The 23,308-nt window shown below is 49.7% G+C and carries 15 protein-coding genes and 1 tRNA gene; 11 read left to right on the forward strand and 5 right to left on the reverse strand.

All coding sequences use genetic code 11. From position 1 onward, the window contains the following. Window positions 1–237: 237 nt before the first annotated feature. The 3 genes from ABLA33_RS00380 to metF form a co-directional block, all read right to left on the reverse strand. Window positions 238–609, reverse strand: coding sequence for a four helix bundle protein (locus ABLA33_RS00380; protein ID WP_009348044.1), 372 nt, complete (start codon window positions 607–609; stop codon window positions 238–240). Between the two features lie 259 nt (window positions 610–868). Further along, window positions 869–1,996: a DNA polymerase III subunit delta' gene (holB, locus tag ABLA33_RS00385; RefSeq protein WP_347718790.1), complete on the reverse strand. Its 1,128-nt coding sequence runs from the start codon at window positions 1,994–1,996 to the stop codon at window positions 869–871. A gap of 12 nt (window positions 1,997–2,008) precedes the next feature. After that, window positions 2,009–2,959: a methylenetetrahydrofolate reductase [NAD(P)H] gene (gene metF, locus ABLA33_RS00390; RefSeq protein WP_347718791.1), complete on the reverse strand. Its 951-nt coding sequence runs from the start codon at window positions 2,957–2,959 to the stop codon at window positions 2,009–2,011. Window positions 2,960–3,351: 392 nt separating this feature from the next. On the opposite strand from metF, the gene mnmA reads away from it, so the two are divergent. From mnmA to ABLA33_RS00420, 6 genes are all read left to right on the forward strand, one after another. After that, window positions 3,352–4,422, forward strand: a complete 1,071-nt coding sequence (gene mnmA / locus ABLA33_RS00395; protein ID WP_347718792.1) for a tRNA 2-thiouridine(34) synthase MnmA — start codon at window positions 3,352–3,354, stop codon at window positions 4,420–4,422. 243 nt (window positions 4,423–4,665) lie between these two features. Then, window positions 4,666–4,854 carry a hypothetical protein gene (locus ABLA33_RS00400; RefSeq protein WP_347718793.1) on the forward strand — a complete coding sequence of 63 codons (189 nt, stop codon included), beginning with the start codon at window positions 4,666–4,668 and terminating at the stop codon, window positions 4,852–4,854. Between the two features lie 285 nt (window positions 4,855–5,139). Beyond that, entirely contained in the window at window positions 5,140–6,198 is a 1,059-nt protein-coding gene (locus ABLA33_RS00405) for a chorismate-binding protein (protein WP_347718794.1), read from the forward strand. A gap of 72 nt (window positions 6,199–6,270) precedes the next feature. Then, the gene (gene menD, locus ABLA33_RS00410; protein WP_347718795.1) at window positions 6,271–7,995 is read left to right on the forward strand and encodes a 2-succinyl-5-enolpyruvyl-6-hydroxy-3-cyclohexene-1-carboxylic-acid synthase; all 1,725 of its coding nucleotides are present in this window, start codon (window positions 6,271–6,273) and stop codon (window positions 7,993–7,995) included. A 102-nt stretch (window positions 7,996–8,097) separates the two neighbouring features. Next, window positions 8,098–8,916: a 1,4-dihydroxy-2-naphthoyl-CoA synthase gene (menB, locus tag ABLA33_RS00415; protein WP_347718796.1), complete on the forward strand. Its 819-nt coding sequence runs from the start codon at window positions 8,098–8,100 to the stop codon at window positions 8,914–8,916. A gap of 95 nt (window positions 8,917–9,011) precedes the next feature. Beyond that, window positions 9,012–11,048 carry an enolase C-terminal domain-like protein gene (locus ABLA33_RS00420; RefSeq protein ID WP_347718797.1) on the forward strand — a complete coding sequence of 679 codons (2,037 nt, stop codon included), beginning with the start codon at window positions 9,012–9,014 and terminating at the stop codon, window positions 11,046–11,048. Between the two features lie 21 nt (window positions 11,049–11,069). Here ABLA33_RS00420 and ABLA33_RS00425 read toward each other — a convergent pair whose 3' ends face one another. Continuing rightward, window positions 11,070–11,951: an aldose 1-epimerase family protein gene (locus ABLA33_RS00425; RefSeq protein WP_347718798.1), complete on the reverse strand. Its 882-nt coding sequence runs from the start codon at window positions 11,949–11,951 to the stop codon at window positions 11,070–11,072. A gap of 153 nt (window positions 11,952–12,104) precedes the next feature. On the opposite strand from ABLA33_RS00425, the gene ABLA33_RS00430 reads away from it, so the two are divergent. From ABLA33_RS00430 to ABLA33_RS00450, 5 genes are all read left to right on the forward strand, one after another. Next, window positions 12,105–12,179, forward strand: a tRNA-Pro gene (locus ABLA33_RS00430). Window positions 12,180–12,539: 360 nt separating this feature from the next. Further along, window positions 12,540–12,764: a helix-turn-helix transcriptional regulator gene (locus ABLA33_RS00435; RefSeq protein WP_347718799.1), complete on the forward strand. Its 225-nt coding sequence runs from the start codon at window positions 12,540–12,542 to the stop codon at window positions 12,762–12,764. Between the two features lie 22 nt (window positions 12,765–12,786). After that, entirely contained in the window at window positions 12,787–13,818 is a 1,032-nt protein-coding gene (locus ABLA33_RS00440; protein ID WP_347718800.1) for a DNA cytosine methyltransferase, read from the forward strand. After that, window positions 13,815–15,929, forward strand: coding sequence for an AAA family ATPase (locus ABLA33_RS00445; protein ID WP_347718801.1), 2,115 nt, complete (start codon window positions 13,815–13,817; stop codon window positions 15,927–15,929). Before ABLA33_RS00440 ends, ABLA33_RS00445 begins: the two co-directional genes overlap by 4 nt. Continuing rightward, window positions 15,929–18,085, forward strand: coding sequence for a restriction endonuclease (locus tag ABLA33_RS00450; RefSeq protein WP_347718802.1), 2,157 nt, complete (start codon window positions 15,929–15,931; stop codon window positions 18,083–18,085). Before ABLA33_RS00445 ends, ABLA33_RS00450 begins: the two co-directional genes overlap by 1 nt. Before the next feature lie 252 nt (window positions 18,086–18,337). Here the strand turns inward: ABLA33_RS00450 and ABLA33_RS00455 are convergent, their stop codons facing one another. Next, window positions 18,338–22,864: a M60 family metallopeptidase gene (locus tag ABLA33_RS00455; RefSeq protein WP_347718803.1), complete on the reverse strand. Its 4,527-nt coding sequence runs from the start codon at window positions 22,862–22,864 to the stop codon at window positions 18,338–18,340. Window positions 22,865–23,308: the final 444 nt, after the last annotated feature.

Genomic DNA, 23,308 nt, shown 5'->3' on the forward strand with positions numbered 1-23,308 from the left:
GCGGTTGCTGTGTCGTATAGCTGTTGTCAATGTGCTAATGTGCTAATGTGACGCGCGCAAGCTCGCTAATGTGCCAATGCGTGGGCGCGGTTGCTGTGTCGTATAGCTGTTGTCAATGTGCTAATGTGCTAATGTGACGCGAGCCAGCTCGCTGATGTGCTAATGCGTGGTAGCGGTTGTTGTTGCTTTATGCACTTATTTTAGAGCTGAAACGTCAGATCGCCGTGTGCACTATTTTTATTGTTTTCTATTCCTATTATTAAGACGTCTACGACTGGTGCCGATGATGGCGCTCAGTATTCGTTTGATTTCTTCGTTTTGTTGCCAAAGGGATTCATCGAAGGGGTAGCGTTCGTGTCGGCGGCAAATTTTCAGCCAGTAGCTTGTCTCCTCGCATTCCTTGGCGGCAATTTTGAGTTTGTGGATGAAGTCGAGCCGCGTCTCAGCACATTGTGCTTCTTCGATATTTGCACCAATAGATGTTCCCGATCTCCACAATTGGTCGGCCAAGCGATAGATGCGTTGGTCCTCTAACATTTCTGTGAACTTAATGACGTTCAGCGCGAACTCAAAGCTTATGTCCACAATGCGGTTTCCAGTATTCTCCATAAATAGATAAGGTGTGTTTTAGCGTTATATTGTTGTTTACTTGTATTATTCTAGTCTTTAATCCCCTGCTTTCTTGCATCTGCATTAGCACATTAGCACATCAGCGAGCTTGCTCGCGTCAGATTGTGTCATTATTTTGTCTATCCATTCCCTGCTTTCTTGCATTAGCACATTCTCACATTAGCACATTCTCAATTAGCACATTAGCGAGCTTGCTCGCGTCACATTAGCACATTAGCACATTCTCACATTAGCACATTCACTTAACGAGTAATACGATTAGCTTTAAGCAAAAATCGAAGAAGACCATGCGCGGATTAACGTTGGACTCGATGTCGCGCTGTGCCAGTGAAAATTCGTCCATGATACCGATGACGTTGCGCTCATTGATGAAGCGCGCGAAATTGCGACTGAAGTCGGCCTCCTTCTGCGTTTCGTAGTTGAGTTCCGCCTGCCGGAAGTTGTAGATGAAGTTCTCGCGGATGAGTCGCTGGCAGTAGTCGAGGAAATGCTTCTGACGCTCTCGTCCCCAGGTACTCACCGTTTCGCTCCAGCGCGAAAGCTCTTTGATGTCGCGCATATAGCAGCGGCGCATGAGGAGCACAAACATATCGAAATACGTGGCCGCGTCGGCGTTCACTCCGAGCTGCTGGAGTGCCAGAGTGTAGTTGCCGTTCGCGCTGCGGGCTATGGTGCGCGCGTCGGCCTCTTGAAGGCCACGCTGGCGGCAGAGAGCCTGCTCTATGTCCTCTTGGCGAAGTGCGGGGAAGTCGATGCGCTGCACCCTACTAAGGATGGTGGGCAGGAGCTTCTCGGGCTGGTCGCTCACGAGGATGAAGGCCGTGCGCCCGATAGGTTCTTCGAGCGTTTTGAGGAGTTTGTTGGAGCAGGAGAGGTTCATCTTGTCGGCTTGCCATACGATGACGACTTTGTAGCCGCCGGCTTTTTGTGCCACAAGACTAAGTTTCTGGATGATTTCTGTGCTTTGACTTTCGTAGATTTCAGGTTGCTGATTTTCGATGCCGAGGCGGTCGTTCCAGGTGTTGCGACTGATCCAGGGCGTTTCAGAGAGCAGTGTGCGCCATTCAGAGATAAAGGTGTCGCTGACGGCTTTGGTGGAGGAGTTCTTTTTGAAAATGGGGAAGATGAAGTGGAGGTCGGGGTGCGCGAAGTGGGCCGTCATGGCGCAGTCGTTGCAATGTCCGCACGGAGTGAGTCCCTGGCGTTGTTGGCAGAGCAGCGCCGTGGCAAAAGCCAAAGCCATGGGAAGTTTTCCGCTTCCCGCAGGGCCGCAGAAGAGTTGTGCGTGAGGCACGCGCCCTTCCTCCAACTGGCGGAGTAAGAGGCGTTTCACACCCTCCTGACCTATGACCTCGTCCATGTTCATTTTCTTGAGAGCTTAATAGATTTGTTTTGCAATTTGAGCCACACTGTCCACGGCACTCATTGTGTAGAAATGGATGCTCGGTACGCCGGCAGCGATGAGTTCTTTACATTGGCTCACGGCCCATTCTATGCCGAGAGCTTTGGCCTCCTCGTCGGTGCGGCATTTGAGAGCCTCGTGCGCCAGCGGTTCGGGGAAGTCGCAGTGGAAAGTCTTTGGCACAGCTGTCAGTTGCGAAAGGCGGGTGAGCGGTTTGATACCTGGAATTACCGGCACATCCATTCCCGCCTCCTTCACGCGCTGACAGAAGCGAAGGTAAGCCGCATTGTCGTAGAAGAGCTGCGTCACGCCGTAGTCTGCTCCGAGTTCCACCTTCTTGCGGAAGTAGGCGAAATCGGTCTCCAGATTGGGCGCTTCCTCATGTTTCTCCGGATAGCAGGCCACGCCATAGCTGAAATTCATATCAGTTTCGATGGGCGACCCATCGAGAAATGTTCCTCGATTGAAAGCATTGACCTGTTCTTGCAGTTCAGTGGTGTGCGCATAGCCGCCACGCGTGGGAACAAACATCTTTTCGTCGCGAGGTTTGTCGCCGCGCAGCAGCAGGAGGTTCTCGATGCCCAGAAACTGGAGGTCGATGAGCACATACTCCGTCTCCTCCTGTGTGAAGCCCTGACAGAGAATGTGTGGCACAGCCGTAATGCCATATTCGTGTTGTATGGCAGCGGCCACCGCCACCGTGCCCGGGCGGCGACGCAGGGTAGAGCGGCGGAACGAGCCGTCGGGTTGTTCGGAATAGACATACTCCGAGTGGTGCGTCGTGATATTGATATATTTCGGATCGAACTCGCGTAGGCGTTCGATAGTGCGTTGCAGTCCATCGATGCCTCTCCCTTTCTTGGGTGGCAAGACCTCGAAGGAAAAGGCCGTACTTGAGTTCTGTCGAATCAGATCGATGACTTTCATCCTAAAACAAATGCTTCTGGCGCGTAAAGTGCCAATATTTCACGTTGCAAAGATACAAAAAGAAAAATACAATAAGGCTGTCAGCTGACAGCTTTATTGTGTCAGCCAGCATCCTTATTGTGTCAGCTGACAGCCTTATTCTCTTGAGGGTCTGACCTGTCGGACGAGTCGGACAGGTCGGAGATTCTCTTGAGAGGATTGGTTCTCGGACTGGTCTGACCAGTCTGACAGGTCGGAGGTCCTCTTGAGAGGACCAGTCCGAGCCCCAAACCAGTGGCAGCCGAGCACTCCCCCTCATGGGGGAGATGGAGGGGGCTTCCTGTAGGGGCTTTCTGGGTCTTATCCCTCTCTCCCGTCTTTTTATTATCTTTGCAGCCTAAAAACAACGAATTATGAGATATGCCGGACTGATAAGTGGCGGAGTGGACAGTGCTGTGGCCGTTCATCTGATGAAAGAACAAGGCATCACGCCCGACCTTTTCTATATCAAAATTGGTTCAGGACCTGAAGGGGAGTGGGATTGCTCTGCTGAGGAAGACTGGGAAATGGCATCGACTGTGGCGCGAAAGTATGGGTGTCGCCTCGACCTTATCGACTTGCAAAAGGAATACTGGGAATATGTTGTGGGCTACATCGTGGATCGCCTAAAGGCAGGACTAACGCCCAACTCCGATGTGATGTGTAATAAATACATCAAATTCGGGGTCTTCGAGCAGCGCGTGGGACATGAGTACGACCGCGTGGCTACGGGCCATTACGCCCAAACCGAACGCGACACCGACGGCAACGTGTGGCTCACCACCAGTCCCGACCCTGTGAAAGATCAGACCGACTTCCTTGCACAGCTCGACAACCTCGGACTGCGCAAAATCATGTTCCCCATCGGCCATCTCCTCAAGGAGGAAGTGCGCGACATTGCCGAACGCGAACACCTCGCGCCGGCACATCGCCACGACAGCCAGGGCATCTGCTTCTTAGGAAAAATACGCTTCTCCGAACTCGCACGGAAATATCTCGGTGAGAAAGAAGGCCTCGTAGTGGAAAAGGAAACCGGCAACATCATCGGTAAGCACCCCGGCTATTGGTTCTTTACCATCGGCCAGCGCAAAGGCCTCGGCTTCGGCGGCGGCCCGTGGTACGTTGTGGGCAAAGACATTCGCCGCAACATCATCTATGTGTCTCACGGTTTCCAAACGCAAGCCGCCTATGGGCGCGAGTTCTTCGTGAGTCAGCCCAATTTCCTTACGCTCAACCCCTTTGCGGAGGACGGCGAATACGATATCACCTTCAAGGTGCGCCATACTCCCGAATTCACCCCCGGCCGTCTCCTCGTCAGTCGCGGGCGCTATAAAATCATCTCCGCCGAAGATGTTCAAGGCATCGCCCCAGGTCAGTTTGCTTGTCTCTATGATGCCCACCATCATCGTTGCTACGGCAGTGGGGAGATAGCACAAAGTCGCTAACTCTATCTTACAAAATGTGCGAAATCTTTATTTCTAAATAGCAGAAATAAAGATTTCGCATCGTTTTATTTGGCTTGGTGAAGAATAACCCATATATTTGCGCGCTTTTAAGCAGGAAATGAGAAAGTTTCTCCGCTCAAGGCTCGAGCAAAGCGTGCTCCGCCTCTTGCAAGAAAAACAGCACTACATTTCCCTTATATCTATCAATAAATAGTGTTATTACAGATGGTAAAAGAAATAATCATGAGAAAGAAACCGTATGCCTCACCCGTTATCGCCGTTTATTCCTTTTGTGAGGAAGCTCCACTGATGAATATGTCGCCCGGTACAGGCCAGCACAATCCTGGGAAACGCAAACCTGGTCCTCAAGCCGGGAATACGCGCTCTGAAGGCTGGGGCTCCGACGAAAGCTCTCTGCTCTGGGAAGATTGAGGCGTTTTGACCAACAGTGGGAGATACGCCAGAAAATAGCCAAAAGCAGCATAATAATTCTGCTATAAAAACGGTCACAAACTTTTGCAAAATTCAGCACAAGTTTGTGGCTTTTTTCATGTCCTCCCACGTCTTCTCAAATCTGTGTGTTTTCTCTCTTTTCCATCCCTTTTTGGCTGGAAAGTTCATGCTTGAAAGTCGTAAGGCGGTGCCTGAAAGCGTTGGGCGCAACTAAAAAACGCGAGATTATGCCCTACTCTTGCGCTTTTTTCGTACTTTCGCGATATGCCAAGTTTTGCTTATTATCGTCTGCCGGGCAAACGCTCGTATGTCCGACTGTTCCGCGAGGGAGCAGTGGGGACACTGCCGTCGGTAGAAGAAGCCGATGGGCGAGCAGGATTCCTCATTGCGCCTTTCACGCCAAACGAAACAACGCCCATTGTCTTGCTCGAACCAGAAGAGGTGCGGGAAGGCGTTGTGCCCGAGGGAACTACCTTCGAGCTGCCTGCGGCGCGGCGCAGCGAGAACCGCGAAACTTACGGACAAGCCTTTCGCGCCATGCAGCAAGTGCTGCGGATGGGGCAATGCGATAAGGTGGTGCTGGCACGCACGGCCACAATGCCCATTCCTCCTCTTTCTAACGAAGCGTTAGAACGTTTTTTCTTTGCCGCGTGTGCGGCGCATCCCCATGCTTTTGTATCACTTTTCCAAACCCCTCAAACGGGTTGCTGGCTGGTAGCCACCCCCGAACGACTGCTTACGCACGAAAACGGCGCGTGGCAGACGATGGCGTTGGCCGGCACTATGGCCTGTGCGGACGGAGCGTGTGTGCCCCTCGATGCGTGGAGCGAGAAGAACCGCCGCGAGCAGCGCCTCGTGGCGCAGTATGTTCGCGAGCAGCTCCGCCAGCTGATGATTGAACCAGAGGAGAGTGAGACATACGTGCGCAAAGTAGGGGCCATTTGTCACCTCGAAACAGATTTCCGCTTTCTGCTTCCCGAGGATCTCGGCGTGGGAACTGTCCTTTCGCGCCTGCACCCCACGCCAGCCGTATGTGGAGTGCCAACGGAGCGCGCTCGCCGAGCCATTCTTGCGTGTGAGCCGGAGCCGCGCCGCTACTATGCCGGTTTTTGCGGCCCGCTCAATTTGCTCCACGAAACGCGCCTTTACGTCAATCTGCGCTGCCTGGAAGTGATGCCCTCCCTCTTGCGTTTCCACGCTGGCGGCGGACTCCTCCTCGAGAGCAACGAAGAAGACGAATGGCTGGAAACGCAGCGCAAAATGGCAGCTCCGCTCGAGCATCTCACAGCACCTTCCTCCGCAACGCTTTCAGGCGAAGAGTAGTGCGACAGATAGCGTTGTTGGGGCGCAAAAAAGGACACCTGATAACCTTCTTTAGGCTAACGAACGATACAAATGAAACAAAAATATAGCAGTGTAGGAAAGTTCTCCGCCGAAGCCTCCGCGACTTCGGTCTCTCCTTCATCGGCCTCCCCATCAGGCGAGGACACGGGGCGGAGTGCTGCTTCCATCTTCACCTCCCTTCTTCTTTCTTTTGGCGTTTCAGATGCTGTGGTTTGTCCCGGCTCTCGCAATGGCGCGTTGGTGCACAATCTCTATTGCTGCCAACCGCAGTTGAGCGTGTGGCCCGTAACGGACGAACGCTCGGCCGGCTTTGTGGCGCTCGGCATCGCCCTCCGGACGGGGCGCACCACAGTGGTGTGTGTCACTTCCGGTTCTGCACTGCTCAATGTGCTGCCTGCCGTGGCTGAGGCCTACTATCAGCACGTGCCGCTCCTTGTGGTGTCGGCCGACCGCCCTGAGATGCTCCTCGGTCAGTTGGACGGGCAAACGCTGCCGCAGGTCGGCGCGCTCCAGCCCTATACGCCAACGATTCAGTTGCCAGAGTTGCGCAGCGAGGCCGATGCTTGGCATTGCAACCGCCTTATGAACGAGGCGCTGCTCTCAACGCGCCGCCACGGTGGGCGGCCTGTGCATGTCAACATACCGCTCACGCCGCCGCTCTTCCGCTTCGAGGAGGAGCGTTTGCTCGAGGAACGCCTCGTTCTGGAGGACTTCCGCCCCGCTCCCGCCCACTTGGAAGCGGCGTTGCAGGAGGTGGCCGCTGCGCGCTGCCCCGCCTTGCTCATTGGGCAAAGCAGAGAGAACGTGGCGGAGGAGGTGCAACGACTGGCAAAGAGCGGGCGCGTTATCGTGCTCCCCGAATTGCTTAGCAACTGCTCTGGAACGGAGCGCATGAACGCTCTGCGTAATGGCCACTTAGACTTGCTCTCCAACATCGACCTACTGATTTCGGCTGGGGGCAATCTCATCAATAAGGACGTGAAGGAACACTTGCGCCTACAGTCTGACCTGCGCGTAATTCGCCTTGAACCGACGGACGCCATGCCCGATACTTTCTTCCACCTCCACCGCATTTGTCGGACGACATTAGCGGACTTCCTCGCGCAACTCAATGCTGCGCCGATGGAACAAAAGGAGGCGGTGGTCCGCATCAACGCGCTGCTCGAAAATACCCTTATTGCGTCAGCCGACAGTATAAGGCCGTCAGCTGACACAAAGGTTCTGCGGCGCGACACAATAAAGAAACTGACGGACACAACGGCCCTGCAACTCGTGGCCGAGGCGGTGGCGCACCACGGTATCGGTTCGCTGCATCTGGCCAATAGTAGCGTGGTGCGCAATGCCCAACCTTTCTTCGACGGCGGCCGTTTCCCTGTTCTCTGCAACCGAGGTGTCAACGGCATTGAGGGTTCTATGTCCGCCGCTGCGGGCTATTCGCTCCGCGCCGAGGGAACGGCGCTTCTTTGCATCGGAGATCTGAGTTTCTTCTACGATGTGAATGCTCTCTGGAATGCTCGTCTCGACGGTCGCCTGCGGGTGGTGCTCCTCAACAATGGAGGTGGCGGCATCTTTCGCCATCTGCCGGGACTGTCCAACTCGCCGGCTCACGAAGAATATATTGCGGGGCGCAACTGTGCCACAGCTGAGGGCATCTGCCTAAGCTACAACTGCGGCTATCTCCATGCCGCCACGCCCTCCGAGGCTGCTGCGGCTCTCCAAAGCCTGCTCACAGTTCCCTCCGATAGGCCGCAAATTCTGGAGCTTTTTGTGAGCTGACCAGCAGCGAAGGATGTTTTCGGACCAGTCGGACAGGTCGGACGAGTCGGACTGGTCCGACCTGTCCGAGAACCCCAATAAGAAAACAAAAACCCTATAATTATGACAAGAGAATGGACCTCCTTGAAAGAGTATAAGGAGATATTGTTTGAAATGTATAATGGCATCGCCAAGATCACCATCAACCGGCCGCGCTGGCGCAATGCGTTCACGCCGCTAACGGTGGGGGAGATGAGCGATGCCTTTCGTATCTGTCGGGAGAACCCCGAAATCAGTGTCGTTGTCCTGACGGGTGCTGGCGATAAGGCTTTCTGCTCGGGCGGCGATATGAATGTCAAAGGCCGCGGCGGTTATGTCGGTGGCGACGGCGTGCCCCGTCTCAATGTGCTCGACGTGCAGAAACAGATACGTTCTTTGCCCAAACCCGTCATTGCGATGGTCAACGGCTATGCCATTGGCGGGGGACACGTTCTCCACCTCATGTGCGATCTCACCATAGCTTCGGACAACGCCATCTTTGGACAAACAGGCCCGAAAGTGGGTTCGTTCGACGCTGGCTTTGGCGCGTCCTATTTGGCGCGCATCGTGGGACAGAAGAAAGCGCGCGAAATCTGGTTTATGTGCCGCCAATACTCGGCCATAGAGGCAGAGCGCATGGGCATGGTAAACAAAGTGGTGCCTTTCGAGGAACTGGAGGACGAGGTGGTACGCTGGGCGGAGAAGATGATGGAGCATTCGCCCCTGGCCTTGCGCATGATCAAAGCCGGCCTAAATGCCGAGCTCGACGGACAAGCCGGTATTCAAGAACTCGCGGGAGATGCCACCATGCTCTATTATATGCTCGATGAGGCGCACGAAGGTGGTCGCGCTTTCCTCGAAAAGCGCAAACCCGATTTCAAGAAATTCCCGAAACTGCCTTAAGAGGACTACCAACAAACAGCTATGGTTCTCCGACAAGTCCGACTGGTCTGACCCGTCCGACCCGTCCGAGAACTTCTTTCTAAAACAAAACTCCCATGAACATCAGAATCATTCCGCGCACCCTTTGTTTTAAGCAACCGGCGGGTACTTCACGCGGTGTTTACAAAGAGCGGAAGGTGTGGTATCTCGATCTCACCTATGAAACTGAAGGGCGTATAGCTCGCGGACTGGGAGAGTGTGCCCCGCTCCCCCATTTGAGTTGCGACTACAACGGCGATTACAAAGCAACGCTGCGGCGTATCTGTCGCGAGGTGGTGGAGGCTGGACGGCTCGATACGGAGGCCCTCCGCCCTTATCCGTCCATCCTCTTCGGTCTTGAGATGGCCTTTCGCTCTGCCAAAGCCTCGCTCACGGGGCATTATCTCCAGCTCTACGACACGCCGTTCACGCGTGGCGCGGAGGGAATTCCTATCAACGGCCTCGTTTGGATGGGGTCGCACGATGAGATGATGGAGCGAATGAAGGCAAAACTCCGTGAGGGTTTCCATTGTGTGAAACTGAAGATTGGGGCTATCGATTTCGAGAGTGAACTGAACCTCATCCGTCGCCTGCGAGCCCGCTTCTCGCCCGAAACTGTCGAATTGCGCGTCGATGCCAACGGCGGTTTTTCGGTGGACGAAGCGCCACGCCGATTGGAAAAGCTGAGCCGCTACCATATCCACAGCATCGAGCAGCCCATTCGGCAAAACCAATGGGAGGAGATGGCCGCACTTTGTCGCAATACGCCGTTGCCCATCGCCCTCGACGAGGAACTTATCGGTAACAACGACCGCGTTATGCGGCAGCGACTGCTCGACGAGATACGCCCGCAGTACATCGTCCTCAAGCCCTCCCTCCACGGAGGCTTCAGCGGTTGCGAGGAATGGATGATGGAGGCCGACAAACGCGGGGTGGGCTACTGGGTGACGAGTGCGCTGGAGAGCAATGTGGGACTCAACGCCTTGGCGCAATGGGTGAGCCAGTTGCCACCTATGCCCGTTCGTCATCAGGGTTTAGGCACGGGGCAATTGTTCACCAACAATTTTGAAGCCACTACCTTGCAGATACGCGGCGAAAGGCTCTGGATGGAGGATTTCGGGACAAAAGCGTTTCGGAAACAAGTGAACGAATTTCGGCACGAATGGGAGAGCGCAGTCCCCACATTGACGGTGAAAACATCTGGTTCTACCGGACAGCCAAAACTCTTGCGCGTGGAGAAAGAGAGGATGCGCCACAGTGCCGATATGACCTGCCGTTTCTTAGGTTTGAAGGAGGGCGACACGGCTTTGCTCTGTATGCCGCTCGACTACATCGCGGGAAAAATGGTCTGCGTGCGTGCCTTCACCCATGGCTTGCGCCTCGTGGTGGTCAAGCCCTCCGCCCATCCGTTTGAGACGCTGACCACTGCGCCCACCTTTGCCGCGATGACCCCGATGCAGGTGTTCGAAACGCTGAAAGTGCCGCGCGAGCGCGCCCTACTTCGCGAGGTGGGCCAACTCATCATTGGCGGCGGCAGCATCAGTGGGGCGTTGGCCGAAGAACTGCGCGATTTTCCCCATCCTGTTTGGAGCACTTACGGCATGACGGAAACGCTCTCCCACGTGGCTCTGCGCCGCCTGAATGGGCCAGCGGTCGATGAGCGCTACAAACCCTTCGACGGCGTGAAACTCTCCCTTACGGCGGACGGTTGTTTGCGCATCGAAGCCCCCGCCGTTTGTCCCACACCACTTGAGACCAACGACCGCGCCGAACTCTTCCCCGATGGCACGTTCCGCATCTTAGGGCGCAAAGACAATGTGATATGTTCGGGCGGCATCAAGTTGCAAACGGAGGAGATAGAACGCCGCCTCGCCGCCTTGGGCGTGCCGTTTCAGATCACCGCCGTGCCCGATGAGAAGTATGGCGAAGCTGTCACGCTGCTCTATGCGGGCGAAGCCGATGAGGCTGCTCTGGCGCGCTACTGCCGTGAGCACCTCGGGCGTTACGAATGTCCGCGCCACTATGTGCGGGTGGAGCGTTTGCCACACACCGCCACCGGAAAACCAGCAAGGGCAGAAGCACGCACGTTGGCTGCCTCCGCCCTTGGAAAATAAGTGTGGTGAGCGATTTCTCTTTTATACTTCTACCTCATACCCTCCTGTCCATGTCGTTCCGCCTTCAGCCTGCTGGATGAAGGCACGCTCCGCAATGGGGCCGCTGAATCCCTGCAAATCGGGTAGGCCGTACCACGGTTCGAAGCAGACAAACGGACTGTGGACGCCTTGTGGCGACCAGAAAAGCCAGACGGGAGCCGTACTGCGTACGGTGGCTATGGGACGTTGCTCCATGTCGAGCAGCGTGGCAGCCTCCACCTGACGCTCCAAGATAAGGGCTTCGTTGCTGAATGTGTCTACGCACACCGGCACGAGGCCTTCTTCTGTCAGCGGAATGGGGTAGCGCGCCGGCGTTGTTCCGTCCATGATGATACACCCTTGTTCGCCGGCGCGGAGCAGATGGTCGGCCTTGCCCGTAAGACGGATGTAGCCACAGACACCTCCGCCCTCCTTGTAGTCCGGCAGGTTCAGTCCTGGATGTCCTCCCATTTGGAAAAACATAGTTTCAGTGCCCTGATTCTCCACCTTAAAGTCGGCTTTCAGCGTGCGCCCATCGAGGTGGTAGCACACTTCAAGGCGAAACGCATAGGGGAATACCTCTCGCGTGGCCTCCGTAGCTTCGAGGAAGAACGTCACGCTCTCCGCCTTTTGTTCTCCCACCTGCCAGGTCATATTCTTTGCAAAACCATGCTTCGGAATGTTGTAGGCACGGTTGCCAACGCGGCTCTCACCGTTCCAAAGGCCGCCCGTGATGGGGAAAAGGATGGGGCTGTGGCCACTCCAAAAAGCGGGGTCGCCCTGCCAGATGTACTCGCGCCCCGTTTGGGCATCTCTCAAACTTGTTGTCTCTGCACCTTTCTCTGAAAAGGTGGCAATGAGCTGTTTGTTTTCTATCTTGACCATAAGAATAAAGATATGTGTAGGGGCGAAGTTAGGCGAAAAAAGCGATTTTATGGAAAAAAGTTGAGATTTTATTTTGTTCGTACCATTCTTTATGGTACTTTTGCACTCGCTAAAAGGAACTATCCCCTATATAAGTTCCGCAAGCTATTTCTTCGGGGTGTAGCTCAGCCCGGTTAGAGTACGCGTCTGGGGGGCGTGTGGTCGCTGGTTCGAATCCAGTCACCCCGACTGAAGAAAATAGGAAGTCGTCATCGAAAGATGGCGACTTTTTTTTTTCTTCCGCCATTTTGAGTGCTACGGCAGTCATGCAAGTGCATAAAGGCGTAGAAGAAAGTGTTTCTTATCCCTAAAGCCTCATTCGCATTTCGTTTCATTACTTTCCTCTTGGTTATTTGATGCCTTCAACTTTCCTCGTTGATAGAAGGCAGTCAATACCAGGCATGTAGGTATTTCTTATAGGCTCTTTTGCTTGCACATGCAAAACAATAGAATAAGATTCATTTTATTGCGGATAATCTATAAAAACACTCCAGATATTCTTTATATAGAGGATTTAACTATACCTTTGCCAGAAGAAATGATTACTATATGGCAAGTAAAAAATTAAATCGAATAAAAGTTGTTCTTGCGGATAAGCAGCGGACGAATAAATGGTTGGCTGAACAGTTAGGTAAGGACCAAACAACCGTATCTAAATGGTGTACCAACTCAAGTCAACCCGACTTAGGCAATCTGATGCAGATAGCCAAAATATTAGATGTAGAACTGGCCGAGTTAGTGAGGTTTGAAGAATTCAAGAACGAGGCAAAATGAAAAAAGAAGAAATAGAAAAACGATGAAGAAGAAATATAAGGGTATAGATTTGTTTTGTGGCATAGGTGGGTTTCGTCTTGCCATGAAAAGTAACAATGTCAAATGTGTATTCTCGTCAGATAACGATAAGTTTGCACAACAAACTTACGAGGCGAATTTTCACGAGATTCCGACAGGTGATATAAAGGCCATTGAAGCAAAGGATATACCCCATTTTGACATTCTAACAGCAGGATTCCCATGCCAGCCGTTTAGCTATGCAGGAGAGAAACAAGGTTTCAATGACGAAGTTAGAGGTACTTTGTTTTTTGATGTGTGTCGGATTTTGGAATACCACAAACCTCCTATGGTTTTTCTTGAGAATGTAAAAGGACTGAAATCACACGATAAGGGCAAAACTCTTCAGACTGTTTTAGACAGTCTGAGGAAACTTGGCTATTATCCACATTGGACTATTCTATCATCTTTAGATTATGGACTTCCTCAAAAAAGAGAAAGATGGTACTGTGTCGCATTTAGAAGTGATGTGAATTTTGAATGGCCGAAACCTGTAGGTGGTCATCCGACCTTGCGTGATATAGTAGATATGAATGATCATAATCCTTCACTGGCTATTTCTAAATTTGAACTTGATAGGATTGATTACCATTTTGCGAAGGCAAAGCCTGGTGATAGAATTCAACATGACAACTCCAAGTATAAGCCCAATACAAAGAAGGGTAAATATGGAGTGTTTTCGTTCCAAAAACCTGATGGTTCTTTGAGATTTCATGTAGGAGACCTAGCAAAGACTCAAATACAGGAGGCTTTTTATTCGTGTCTTGACACTTATGCCCCCACTATTATAGCCAACAGGACACCTAAGCTATGGGATATTCGTAGAAAGTTATCTGTTCTTGAATCAAAAAGACTCCAAGGTTTCCCTGATGACTTTGTATTCCCCGTATCAGATGCTCAGACATACAAACAATTAGGAAATTCAATCAGTGTTCCAATTATTGTAAAGATAATGGAAAACATGATTAAAACTTACGAAAAAACTATTGAAAAATGAAATACATAAGTGTTAAGTCCGTCGTTGAAGCCTATAAAGGATTTCAAGACTGCATGACCAATAAGTCATGGGGATACTTGGCTTTGCTAAAAGGATGTAATAATAGCATTGAGCCATCTGTTTCTTATGAGGTAAATCTTGATGGTGTTTCCAATTTTCTTGAAAACATATTCAATTTAAGCCAAACAAAAAAACAATATAATAGTGGGCGTTCTTTGTATGTAGTATTTTCTAACAAATGGGAGAAATACTTTAACGACCAAGGTAAACACATTCCTAATATCTATGACATTGCAGTTTGGGCTTATCGGAGAACGTCTTTCGAGGATAATATTACCATTGAGAGCATACTTCAAAAATTTGCCAGTGAATTCAATATACCATTGGATATTATTTATGGAAGTTTCAATACTCATGCTATAAATATTGAGTTTTCAAACTCTTTGTATTTGGAAAGTTCACTAAAAACGGAGTTGAAGAACATAGGTGTAGATGTGTCAAGAGAAAATATTGATGCAAAGAAAGGTAGCGTTGTCGCATCCCCTGGCGAAATAAGCCGTGGTCCTTTTTTCCAAACTCTATATTCTGGATTGGAAATGACAGATTATGTTTTGATTTTACAATCGAACTATCATTCTCTATACGGAAATGGAATAAAGTCAGAGGACAAAGGACATAAGTCCGAACAAAGGAACTCTTTGCAGCAAATCTTTTATGGTGCACCTGGTACAGGTAAGTCACATACCATCAATGAGGAAACGAAAGATGAAGATGTTATCCGTACGACATTTCATCCAGACACAGATTATTCAACATTTGTGGGCGCTTATAAACCAACAACGGCATTACTACCTATTTGTGATGAACTCGGACAACCAATGAAAATTGGTGCGACAACATTACATAAGGAGCAAATTGTCTATGAGTTTGTGGCTCAATCATTCCTGCAAGCATATGTCAATGCTTGGAAGAAATATGATGAGGGAGATAAGCAGTACCTTGTCATAGAAGAAATTAACAGAGGAAACTGCGCTCAAATATTTGGTGACCTGTTCCAACTTCTTGACCGTAATGATTATGGTTTTTCTGATTATCCGATAAAAGCGGATGCAGATATGAAACGACAACTTCTAAAAGCATTTGCAGGATTGTCTATTGCCCAAAGAGACAAAGTTAATGCTATGTATGAAGGCAAAGATATTGTGTCGCAAGTGTTGGATGGCGATATTCTGCTCTTACCAAGCAACCTTTACATTTGGGCAACCATGAACACGAGCGACCAAAGTCTTTTCCCGATAGACTCAGCTTTCAAGCGTCGATGGGATTGGACTTACATGCCTATATCTGATGCGGGAAAGAACTGGATTATAGAAGTTGATGGAAATAACTATGATTGGTGGCTGTTTCTTGAAAAGATAAACGAGAAGATAGGCTCTACAACTAATTCTGAGGATAAGAAACTCGGTTATTTCTTCTGTAAAGCACAAGATGGCATTATATCGGCAAAAACTTTTGTCGGTAAGGTTATCTTTTACCTGTGGAATGATGTGTTTAAGGACTATGAGTTTGGTGATGCCATTTTCAATGATGAGGATGGAAGTAAATTGTCTTTCGACAAATTCTATACCTCAGAAGGTAAGAACTCAAAAGTAGTAGAAGAGAAGGTTGCTTTATTCTTGAAAAACCTTGGGCTCATACCAATAGAAATCTCTAAAGAGGAAAGTGAAATAGAAGATGAGGACGGTAATACGCCAGAATCAAACAGTAGAAACTATGACAAGTTTACTGTAAATGATGGCGCAGAATGTGCCAAAAACAAATTGGCTATAGAATGTATAAAAGAATATATTAAGTTAAATCCAAACATTACAGCCCAAGAGGTTTATAAAGAATGGAATTCATTAGGCAGTATAGTACCTCATTTCATAGAGACAAAGGAACAATTTGATTCACGCACAGATAACAGTAAGCGTTCTGATGCTGTAGATTGTTATGGAACAACTATTTATGTTGCTCGTGATGGATACGGCTGCAATGGTCAAGCTGATACTCTCATGAAATTAGTAAATGAGAAAGATTGGGGTATTACTATTAAGAAAATTATAAAGTAATGCGCATACTGATAGAAGAATATCAATACAACGTAGCCAATATAAAGAACATTCTCTATGGCATTGATGCTTTGGAGAATGTTGAGGGTAAGGTGTCCGTTCATTATGTAGGATATTTCTACAATACTCTACTAAAGGATTGTGTGTTTATCCTGCCCAAGGTGTTGCTAAAAGATGTGGGAGGACAAGAACTTGTATTTGGAAAGTATAAGCCAGAAAGCATTGCTAACTTGGATGAAACCAATCCACTTGATGCTGTTGAGAAAAATTTTCTCTACAAGTTTGCTGTTTGGATTTATCGTGCCATAGTGGTTTACAAAAACGATAAACGCAATGATACCGATATTGTATATCATTCGCAAATAGCTCAAGTTGGTAATGGTCAACGCAGATTAAGCAATACTTATCTTGATATTCTTCTGTCGTTGTTACAATTCAACCGTGACAACCAAAGATTCTTCTTTTTCATTGTAAAGAACTTGCATAGTGGCTTGAACAAAATTAATTGGACTCGAACCATTGGTACGCAAACAGCCATTGTGCAAGATGGACAACCAATCTATTTGAAGCCTGTCAACAAAAAACGACAAATCAACTTTGACGAGGAACTGCTTGTTATATTTTTCTCAATTTTAAATTATATCGGTGAGACTTATGGTTTCCCGAAAGAGATTTGTTGCCAGTTTCAGTTGATAACAGGGAAGAAGTTTGAAACGTACTTGAAAGGCTTCGGCAAAACTCGTTTGCGCCAAATTAAGTACAAATATTTCTCAGATAAGGCACTACAATTATGGCAGTTATGCTATGCCTTCTTTGATGAAGCAAGGCAAGTGTTCATCACAACAGAGCAGAAAGAATACCTGTTGGTCAAGAACTTTTATATTGTGTTCGAGGCTATCATAGACGAGCTGATAGGTGACAATCCTTTGCCTGATGGAATGGAGAAAAAACAAGAGGACGGAAAAATCGTTGACCATCTCTTCACAGCCAAGAGTCTAATTGAAAGTGAAAACAAACAGACTTATTACATTGGTGATAGCAAGTACTATAAGATGGGGCATGAGCTTGGCTCAGAATCCATCTACAAACAATACACATATGCAAGAAATGTCATCCAATGGAATCTTGACATCTTCAATAGTGGCAAAACAACGGAGTCGGGCATTCGGCTTCGTGATGATGTGACGGAAGGATATAACATCATTCCAAACTTCTTTGTGTCTGCCAAGATGGATGAAAATTTTGATTACACTAATGATGGTATCGAAAAAACAGACCGCAAAAAGAATCGACACAAACAAGTACAATTCAACAACCGCTTGTTTGACCGTGATACATTGCTCCTGTTTCACTATGATGTAAACTTTCTTTTTGTCCTATCATTATATGCAAAAAATAACACGGATCAAAAGACACAATGGAAGCAGAGTATTCGTAATCGTTTCCGTACAGAAATACAGGAATGGCTGCAAAAAGATTACGACTTCTATGCAATGAAGGCACATCCAGATGTGAATGGAGAAGAATATATCAAGACACATTTTAAAGAGTTACTTGGCAAAGTGTATACTCCATTTGCGGACGAAAATGTCTATTCTTTAGCGTTAGACACGACAACAGATGCGAACAAGGCGGAGAATGAACTGCTGCTAAGTGAATTAAAGAGATATTTCTTTGTAGCAGATTGCAAACTTGATGAGCAGCCAAATCAAGTCCTTCAAAAACCTATATCCAAGGGCTATTCACCTATTGCTGATGTAACAAAAGACGGGGTCTTGATGGTAATGATGGAGAACTACGATGTGAAGAAACTGAAGTTCCTTCCAACAGGAAAACTTGCTGTTGGTATCAAATACACAAGGGACGGCATAGAAATTGTTGAGAATTTGCAATCTATTGGATATGTGCTATTTCATACTCGTAAAGATGTTGGCCAGCATCTTTTCCGTGTAAAGAGCGTTCAACTTATAAAGTCTGTGGACGACTTGCCTATGTGCGTATACAGGAACGTCAGCACTACGGAAATGTATGTCGTGGTTGATATTGATACATCTAATGAAATGAATGCCTCCAAGATGCATTCTTCGAAGAAGAAATACACTCCAAATACGAGATATGATGCACAATATTCAGAAAAAAGAGTTATCACAAAATAAAGAAGTCGCAGGTAATGATAGATAGAATTATTATCAATTACTATAAATGTATAGGGCAAGCTGATATTAAATTTAACCGTTTCAAGGATATTATTGTTAGCAATAATGGTGTCGGACCAGTCGGACCGGTCTGATTTGTCCGATCAGTCTGAAAAAAGCAGCAGCCACGCAATGTTTTGAATTTGCGTGGCTGCTGTTGTTATAAAGGTCTTTATGCGCCTTTCCCTTTTGGGAAAGGACGAGATGGAGACTTTAGCGTTTCAGTTGCTTCTGACCGTTGACGATGTAGAGGCCAGGACGGCTCACCTTGTCGAGACGGCGACCCTGGAGGTCGTAGATGTCCTTTTGCGTGTTGTCCTCGGTGGCAGATGTGATGCCCGTGAGCGTTTGTGGGTCGAGGAGGAAGGCGCGAACGCCAGCGGCAGAAGCGGCAGAGATGTAGGCGCGATAGGGGTTGAGCGGCGCACCAGCAGTGTAGATGTAGAAGCCTAAGCGATCTTGGTCCGGACCAGCGCTAAAGGTGTATTGCGAACCATCGGCCAGTTGCGGCGTGTACGTACCTGTCAGGACATTGGTCTGCGTGAGTTCCGGAGCCGGAGCAACGATGTTGAGCGTGGCCATGGTGACTTCGTCCGACGGACTGATAAGCAGAACGCCCGTTCCAGCGGGGACGGTGGTGATGGCCGTTGTCTTAGCCGTGCTGCCCGCAATGCTGATGATGTTGGCCGTTATGCCGTTGTCCACGGTGTAGGCAAAAGGCATGTAGGCCGTACTGTAAGCCGCATTCTCAAAGGGGATGAGCGGGAGGATGAGCGTAGTGGCCGGTTCGAGTTTCCATTTCGAACCACCAGCATCTCCTGTTTGGAAGCTGAGACTTGCTCCGCTTGCACTGCTGTTCTGCCAATAGCTGTTGCCCAAGCCGTGGCCGTCCTTGGCATAAATGGCATAGCTGTTGGCGTTCGAGCGAAGCAGGAGGATGGGATAGGCCTGTTCCTGCGCATCTGTGGCCTTGAACGTGTTGTTAGCCACATAGCGGTTGCCATGACTCATGCGGATGGTGCCATCCGTGTTCTGTTCGAGCAAGAAAACGTTGGAAGGATTCATCATCGGTCTGTTGCTCGTTACGGAGAAGTTGCCGTCCGCGCCCAGCATGATATATTTATTAGTCTGGCTGTTCTTCAGACGGAAATAACCGTTGAATTCCTCGGCAGTAGGAGCCGCTTCGACGGTCACATTAGAGCCGGCATCATCGTTTGCCGATGCTTGCCAGTATTTCAAGTAGCCCTCATTGGCGTACTTATTGAAATAGCAGTTTTTGTCCTTCACCTTGATGCTAAAGCTTTTGCCCGAAGCGTCGTTCTGGTTGGCAATGATTTCCCAACGGTCTTCGGTGGTGCCCATAACAGGGTTGCCGCCGTTGTAGGAAGTGCCAAAGGTGAGCGACTGCTGCGTACCCGTTGCCGCGTTGAGGATGCGGAAGCCCTCGAAGGGGTTACCGATGAACGCCCATTGACTGTTGTTCGTGGCACTCGGGGCAGGGGTGAGCAGGTAGGGAGCTTTCGCCGTGTAGTTGATGTAGCCATCGCGCACCTTGAGGTAGTAGTAGCGCAAGTTTGTGGTTGTGCTAGGTTGGAATGGACCTGTGAAATTATACTTCACCGTGACCACTGTGTTACCATTAGCCACCACGTTGGGCGTTGCAGGAATGAAGTTGACAAAGCGTTTTGTGTAAGCCTGCATATCAGCGGGGTAGGTCGTCACAGTAGTGCCCTTCGTGAGGTCGTTAGTGGTGAACGTGTGTAAGACATTGTTCTTGTTGTCCACCACGTTCCAAGTGATGGTGCTGCGGTCTTCGCCCTTCGTCATGAGCACATCTTCGCCGTTGCCCTGGGCAGCCTTGATGGTGTAGGGCTGACCTACGAGGCTCTCCGGCAGCGTGAACTTATTGGTGTTGGCCATGAAGACGAGGTTGCCGTCCTTGTCGTAAACCTTAAAGCCTACTGCGCCCGTACCCACAGCCTGGACGGCTCTGGGATTGGTGACTGATGTGGTGAACTCGTAGGCAGAGCAGGGTTGGTCGAAGCTGGTGTACTGACCCACATCGCCATGCTTGCCGATGAGGTTCTCGTCTTCGTCGCTGAATGCCGTTTTGAGTTCGCCCGGCTGGTGGCCTTCGTAGGTGGCCAATGGAGCTGTGATACGGTCCTCGATAAAGGCAGCGTTGCCGCCGTTCTTGGTGAGGTGCATCGCCTTTACGCGCGCTTTGGATTCGTCAATCATCTGCTGCGTGATCGTGATGTAGTAGTTAGAGTAGTCTCCTACGTGGTAGGCCTTCTGTGTGGTACCATTCAGTGTGTACTCTTGCATTGTCGGAATCTCAAAGAAGCCGTAAGCTTGGAAGAACTCCGTCATGTCGTAGCCGCTGACCTTACATACTGTTTCATAGAAGCGCAGATAGTCCTCTGTAGCCGGCACGAAAGTTTCGGCACGCTGATTGAGTTCAGGACCTTTGCGGAAAGCCTTGAAGAGGTTCGGATAGAAGGATGTGTCCTTACCTGTGGCGTGGAAGAAGAGATAGAGCTGATAGTAGAGATGGACACGTTCCCAGAGGCCGCGGTCGTTCCAGAACACGCCATTGGCCATGTTCTTCAGCGTTGTGGCAGTTGATGTGGCGCGACTCGTGTTGTGGCCTTGGCGGAATACGGCAATGTTGGAGAAGAGATTGGTGGAAATTTCCGTTTGGCCAATCATGTTGATGAGCTTCTGATGGATGTGGCCGTTTTCATGGGCCGGGCCCCACAGTGCACCACCGCTGGTGGTCATTTGGTTAGCATTCATGATGGTGGACAAAGTACCATTATTGTAGTAAGTGCCGTAGTTGGAGGCAAACATATAGCTACGGTCGATACTCGTACAAGTGAGCATACTATTAAAGTAGCCCTTGTATTCCTCCAGTCCCATCATCTCGCGCTCCCAGTCGATGAGCGTGTTCCAGGCAGTAAGGAGCTTCGTCATCTCCGTAGGGCAGGCGCTCGTCACGCGGTCTTTGTTCATGTGGAAGATGAGTTGTTCCGTCTTGAGGTCTAAGACGCTGCTGCCTTTGAGCAGATATTGCTGCAAATTGGCCCAATCCGTGTCGTTGTCGCCACGTGTCAGGTCGAAATAGCCGTTTACTGTGCCGCCCTCGATGTGTACATTAACCGGGGCGTAAGTGCTGAGCGGCGTGAAAGTGTTCGGATTGATGATATTGTTTACGTCGTAGTTGACGAAGACGGTGCCTTCTGCCGGTGAAGAGATCACGTTGTAGCCTTCTTTAAGTCCTATCTGTGTACCCGTAGCAGAGCCTTCGCCTACGATTTCGAGCTTCACTTTCTGTCCGGTCGGTATGCTACCAACATAGACCTGCAAGACGTCGTACTCTTTCACGCTGATACCCGTGGGGTTTGTCAGTTGGCCCAATCTGTAGTCCAGTTTTAGGATTTTCGCCCAGCCATCGTAGCCACCATAGCTATAGGGCTTGTAAGTGCCCACACGGAAGGTTTTCTCCGTTTTGTTCCAACCAGTCTTGTAGACCTCCCAACTGTTGTTTCTCACTTTGAGAACCATCTGGCGAATGGTTTCGGGGAAGCCGTCGGCTGTCAGCGCTGTTGTCAGATTAGCGGCAGACATGGTGGAGTAGGGAACTTTGAGTTCGGAGCACGAACCATCGGTGAAATACTTCGCCAATTTTGTGGTGTAAGCCGCGGTATTTGTTTGCAGCGTACTCAGCGACTGATATTCAGCCTGTGCCGCAGCCAGTGCAGCAGGATCAACGGTAGCCGTTTTGAAGTACCATCCTGTGGCGTCGGCAGAGGTGTGCCAGCCCACAACGGAATAGCCCTGCGATTCTGAACAGTGGAGGCCTCGCGTGGTACCCTTATCGGCCAGTGTGTAGGTGGCAGTCCATTTATCGTTAAACTTAGCCAGCGTGAAAGTGCCTCCATTGGTGGAGGTGGTATATTCTTGCGACAGACCGCCCACATTATTGATGCGTTTGCCTGTCAGGACATTGATGAGGGCATAGTCATTCCCGCCTTTAGAGACGAGCTGCCAAACCTGCGCGAAGTTGTTGGCCTGCACCGCCTTTGCTGCAACGGTCGATGTGCCAACGGCCTCTGTCATCACGCGGTCGCGGTAGCTTTTGTTCACGAGGTAGTAGTAAGTATTCACCGTCGGCGTTGTCACGTAGCCCTGATTGAGGTTGCCCACGATGGTAGCCTCATTGAGATCCGTGGCCGGCTGCAAAGTCCAGTCGGACGGCGTGTTGTCCTGCGAAGCTCCCGCGTACCATTTCACCACATTGTGTTGCGCATCATCGTGTAGGCAAGACTTGTCGGAGAAGTCGGCTTTAGTGCTGATGGTGACAAAGGTGCTGTTGCCCGTGTTGTTTGCGCTGTACTTGATGTAAAAGAGCGTGCCGTCGTTCGTAAGAGCCTGCGGCGTAGGGTGGTCTTTTTCCTTGAGGTAGTGGCCCGTGGCCGCATTTTGGAGGTAGAAACCATTGCCCGACTTGCGGAGCACCCATGCCTGGGAGTAGTCCGTTGCGGAGAGTGGGGCAGTTCTTGCTGCACCGTTGTACTCCTGCATCACATAGTTGGCCGTGCGATTCCCGACAATGCGGAACACGCCGCCCGATTGCAAGTACTGATTGACCAGTGCTTGCCCCGTCTGCGCATGAGCCGTAGTGCCAACGCTCAGCGCCAGTACTATGGACAGGAGTGTTAGAAAGAAATGTTTCATTGAGTGTGATTGTTATTATAGAAATTATTATTTGTTCATCTGACCCGCCCTGCGCCACTTGCGGAGGGAATTAAGAAAATGTCCTGAATTTATAGGTCTATTAAAATATGTGGGCGCGAAGATACAATAAAAAGAAGAGATAGCGATAAAAGAAGTCCACTTACTGAAGGATAGCATAGCGAGCGAAACGCTTCTAAAGTGTCTATGGAAGAGCAGTATAGAGATGATAAAAGTGAGCATAAATGTAGGATTCGTTATCAACTTTGATTTTTATTTTTGAAAACTCTTGTTGAGATGAAAAATGAGAAAGTTTTCCAAAATAAAAATTAAAATATTGATTATTAGTATATTAAAAATTTAGTACAATAAAAAAGTTGTCCAAAACGATAATTTTCAAAATATGTTTTGTAATTTCGCGTCGCTGAAAAGCTAAGCCATGGCGGA

The sequence above is a fragment of the uncultured Alloprevotella sp. genome (genome assembly GCF_963536905.1).
Lineage (GTDB): Bacteria > Bacteroidota > Bacteroidia > Bacteroidales > Bacteroidaceae > Alloprevotella.

Coding starts and splice junctions, on each gene's coding strand:
- ABLA33_RS00380 (WP_009348044.1), bottom strand. CDS start 609: ATGGAGAATACTGGAAACCGCATTGTGGACATAAGCTTTGAGTTCGCG.
- holB (WP_347718790.1), bottom strand. CDS start 1,996: ATGAACATGGACGAGGTCATAGGTCAGGAGGGTGTGAAACGCCTCTTA.
- metF (WP_347718791.1), bottom strand. CDS start 2,959: ATGAAAGTCATCGATCTGATTCGACAGAACTCAAGTACGGCCTTTTCC.
- mnmA (WP_347718792.1), top strand. CDS start 3,352: ATGAGATATGCCGGACTGATAAGTGGCGGAGTGGACAGTGCTGTGGCC.
- ABLA33_RS00400 (WP_347718793.1), top strand. CDS start 4,666: ATGAGAAAGAAACCGTATGCCTCACCCGTTATCGCCGTTTATTCCTTT.
- ABLA33_RS00405 (WP_347718794.1), top strand. CDS start 5,140: ATGCCAAGTTTTGCTTATTATCGTCTGCCGGGCAAACGCTCGTATGTC.
- menD (WP_347718795.1), top strand. CDS start 6,271: ATGAAACAAAAATATAGCAGTGTAGGAAAGTTCTCCGCCGAAGCCTCC.
- menB (WP_347718796.1), top strand. CDS start 8,098: ATGACAAGAGAATGGACCTCCTTGAAAGAGTATAAGGAGATATTGTTT.
- ABLA33_RS00420 (WP_347718797.1), top strand. CDS start 9,012: ATGAACATCAGAATCATTCCGCGCACCCTTTGTTTTAAGCAACCGGCG.
- ABLA33_RS00425 (WP_347718798.1), bottom strand. CDS start 11,951: ATGGTCAAGATAGAAAACAAACAGCTCATTGCCACCTTTTCAGAGAAA.
- ABLA33_RS00435 (WP_347718799.1), top strand. CDS start 12,540: ATGGCAAGTAAAAAATTAAATCGAATAAAAGTTGTTCTTGCGGATAAG.
- ABLA33_RS00440 (WP_347718800.1), top strand. CDS start 12,787: ATGAAGAAGAAATATAAGGGTATAGATTTGTTTTGTGGCATAGGTGGG.
- ABLA33_RS00445 (WP_347718801.1), top strand. CDS start 13,815: ATGAAATACATAAGTGTTAAGTCCGTCGTTGAAGCCTATAAAGGATTT.
- ABLA33_RS00450 (WP_347718802.1), top strand. CDS start 15,929: ATGCGCATACTGATAGAAGAATATCAATACAACGTAGCCAATATAAAG.
- ABLA33_RS00455 (WP_347718803.1), bottom strand. CDS start 22,864: ATGAAACATTTCTTTCTAACACTCCTGTCCATAGTACTGGCGCTGAGC.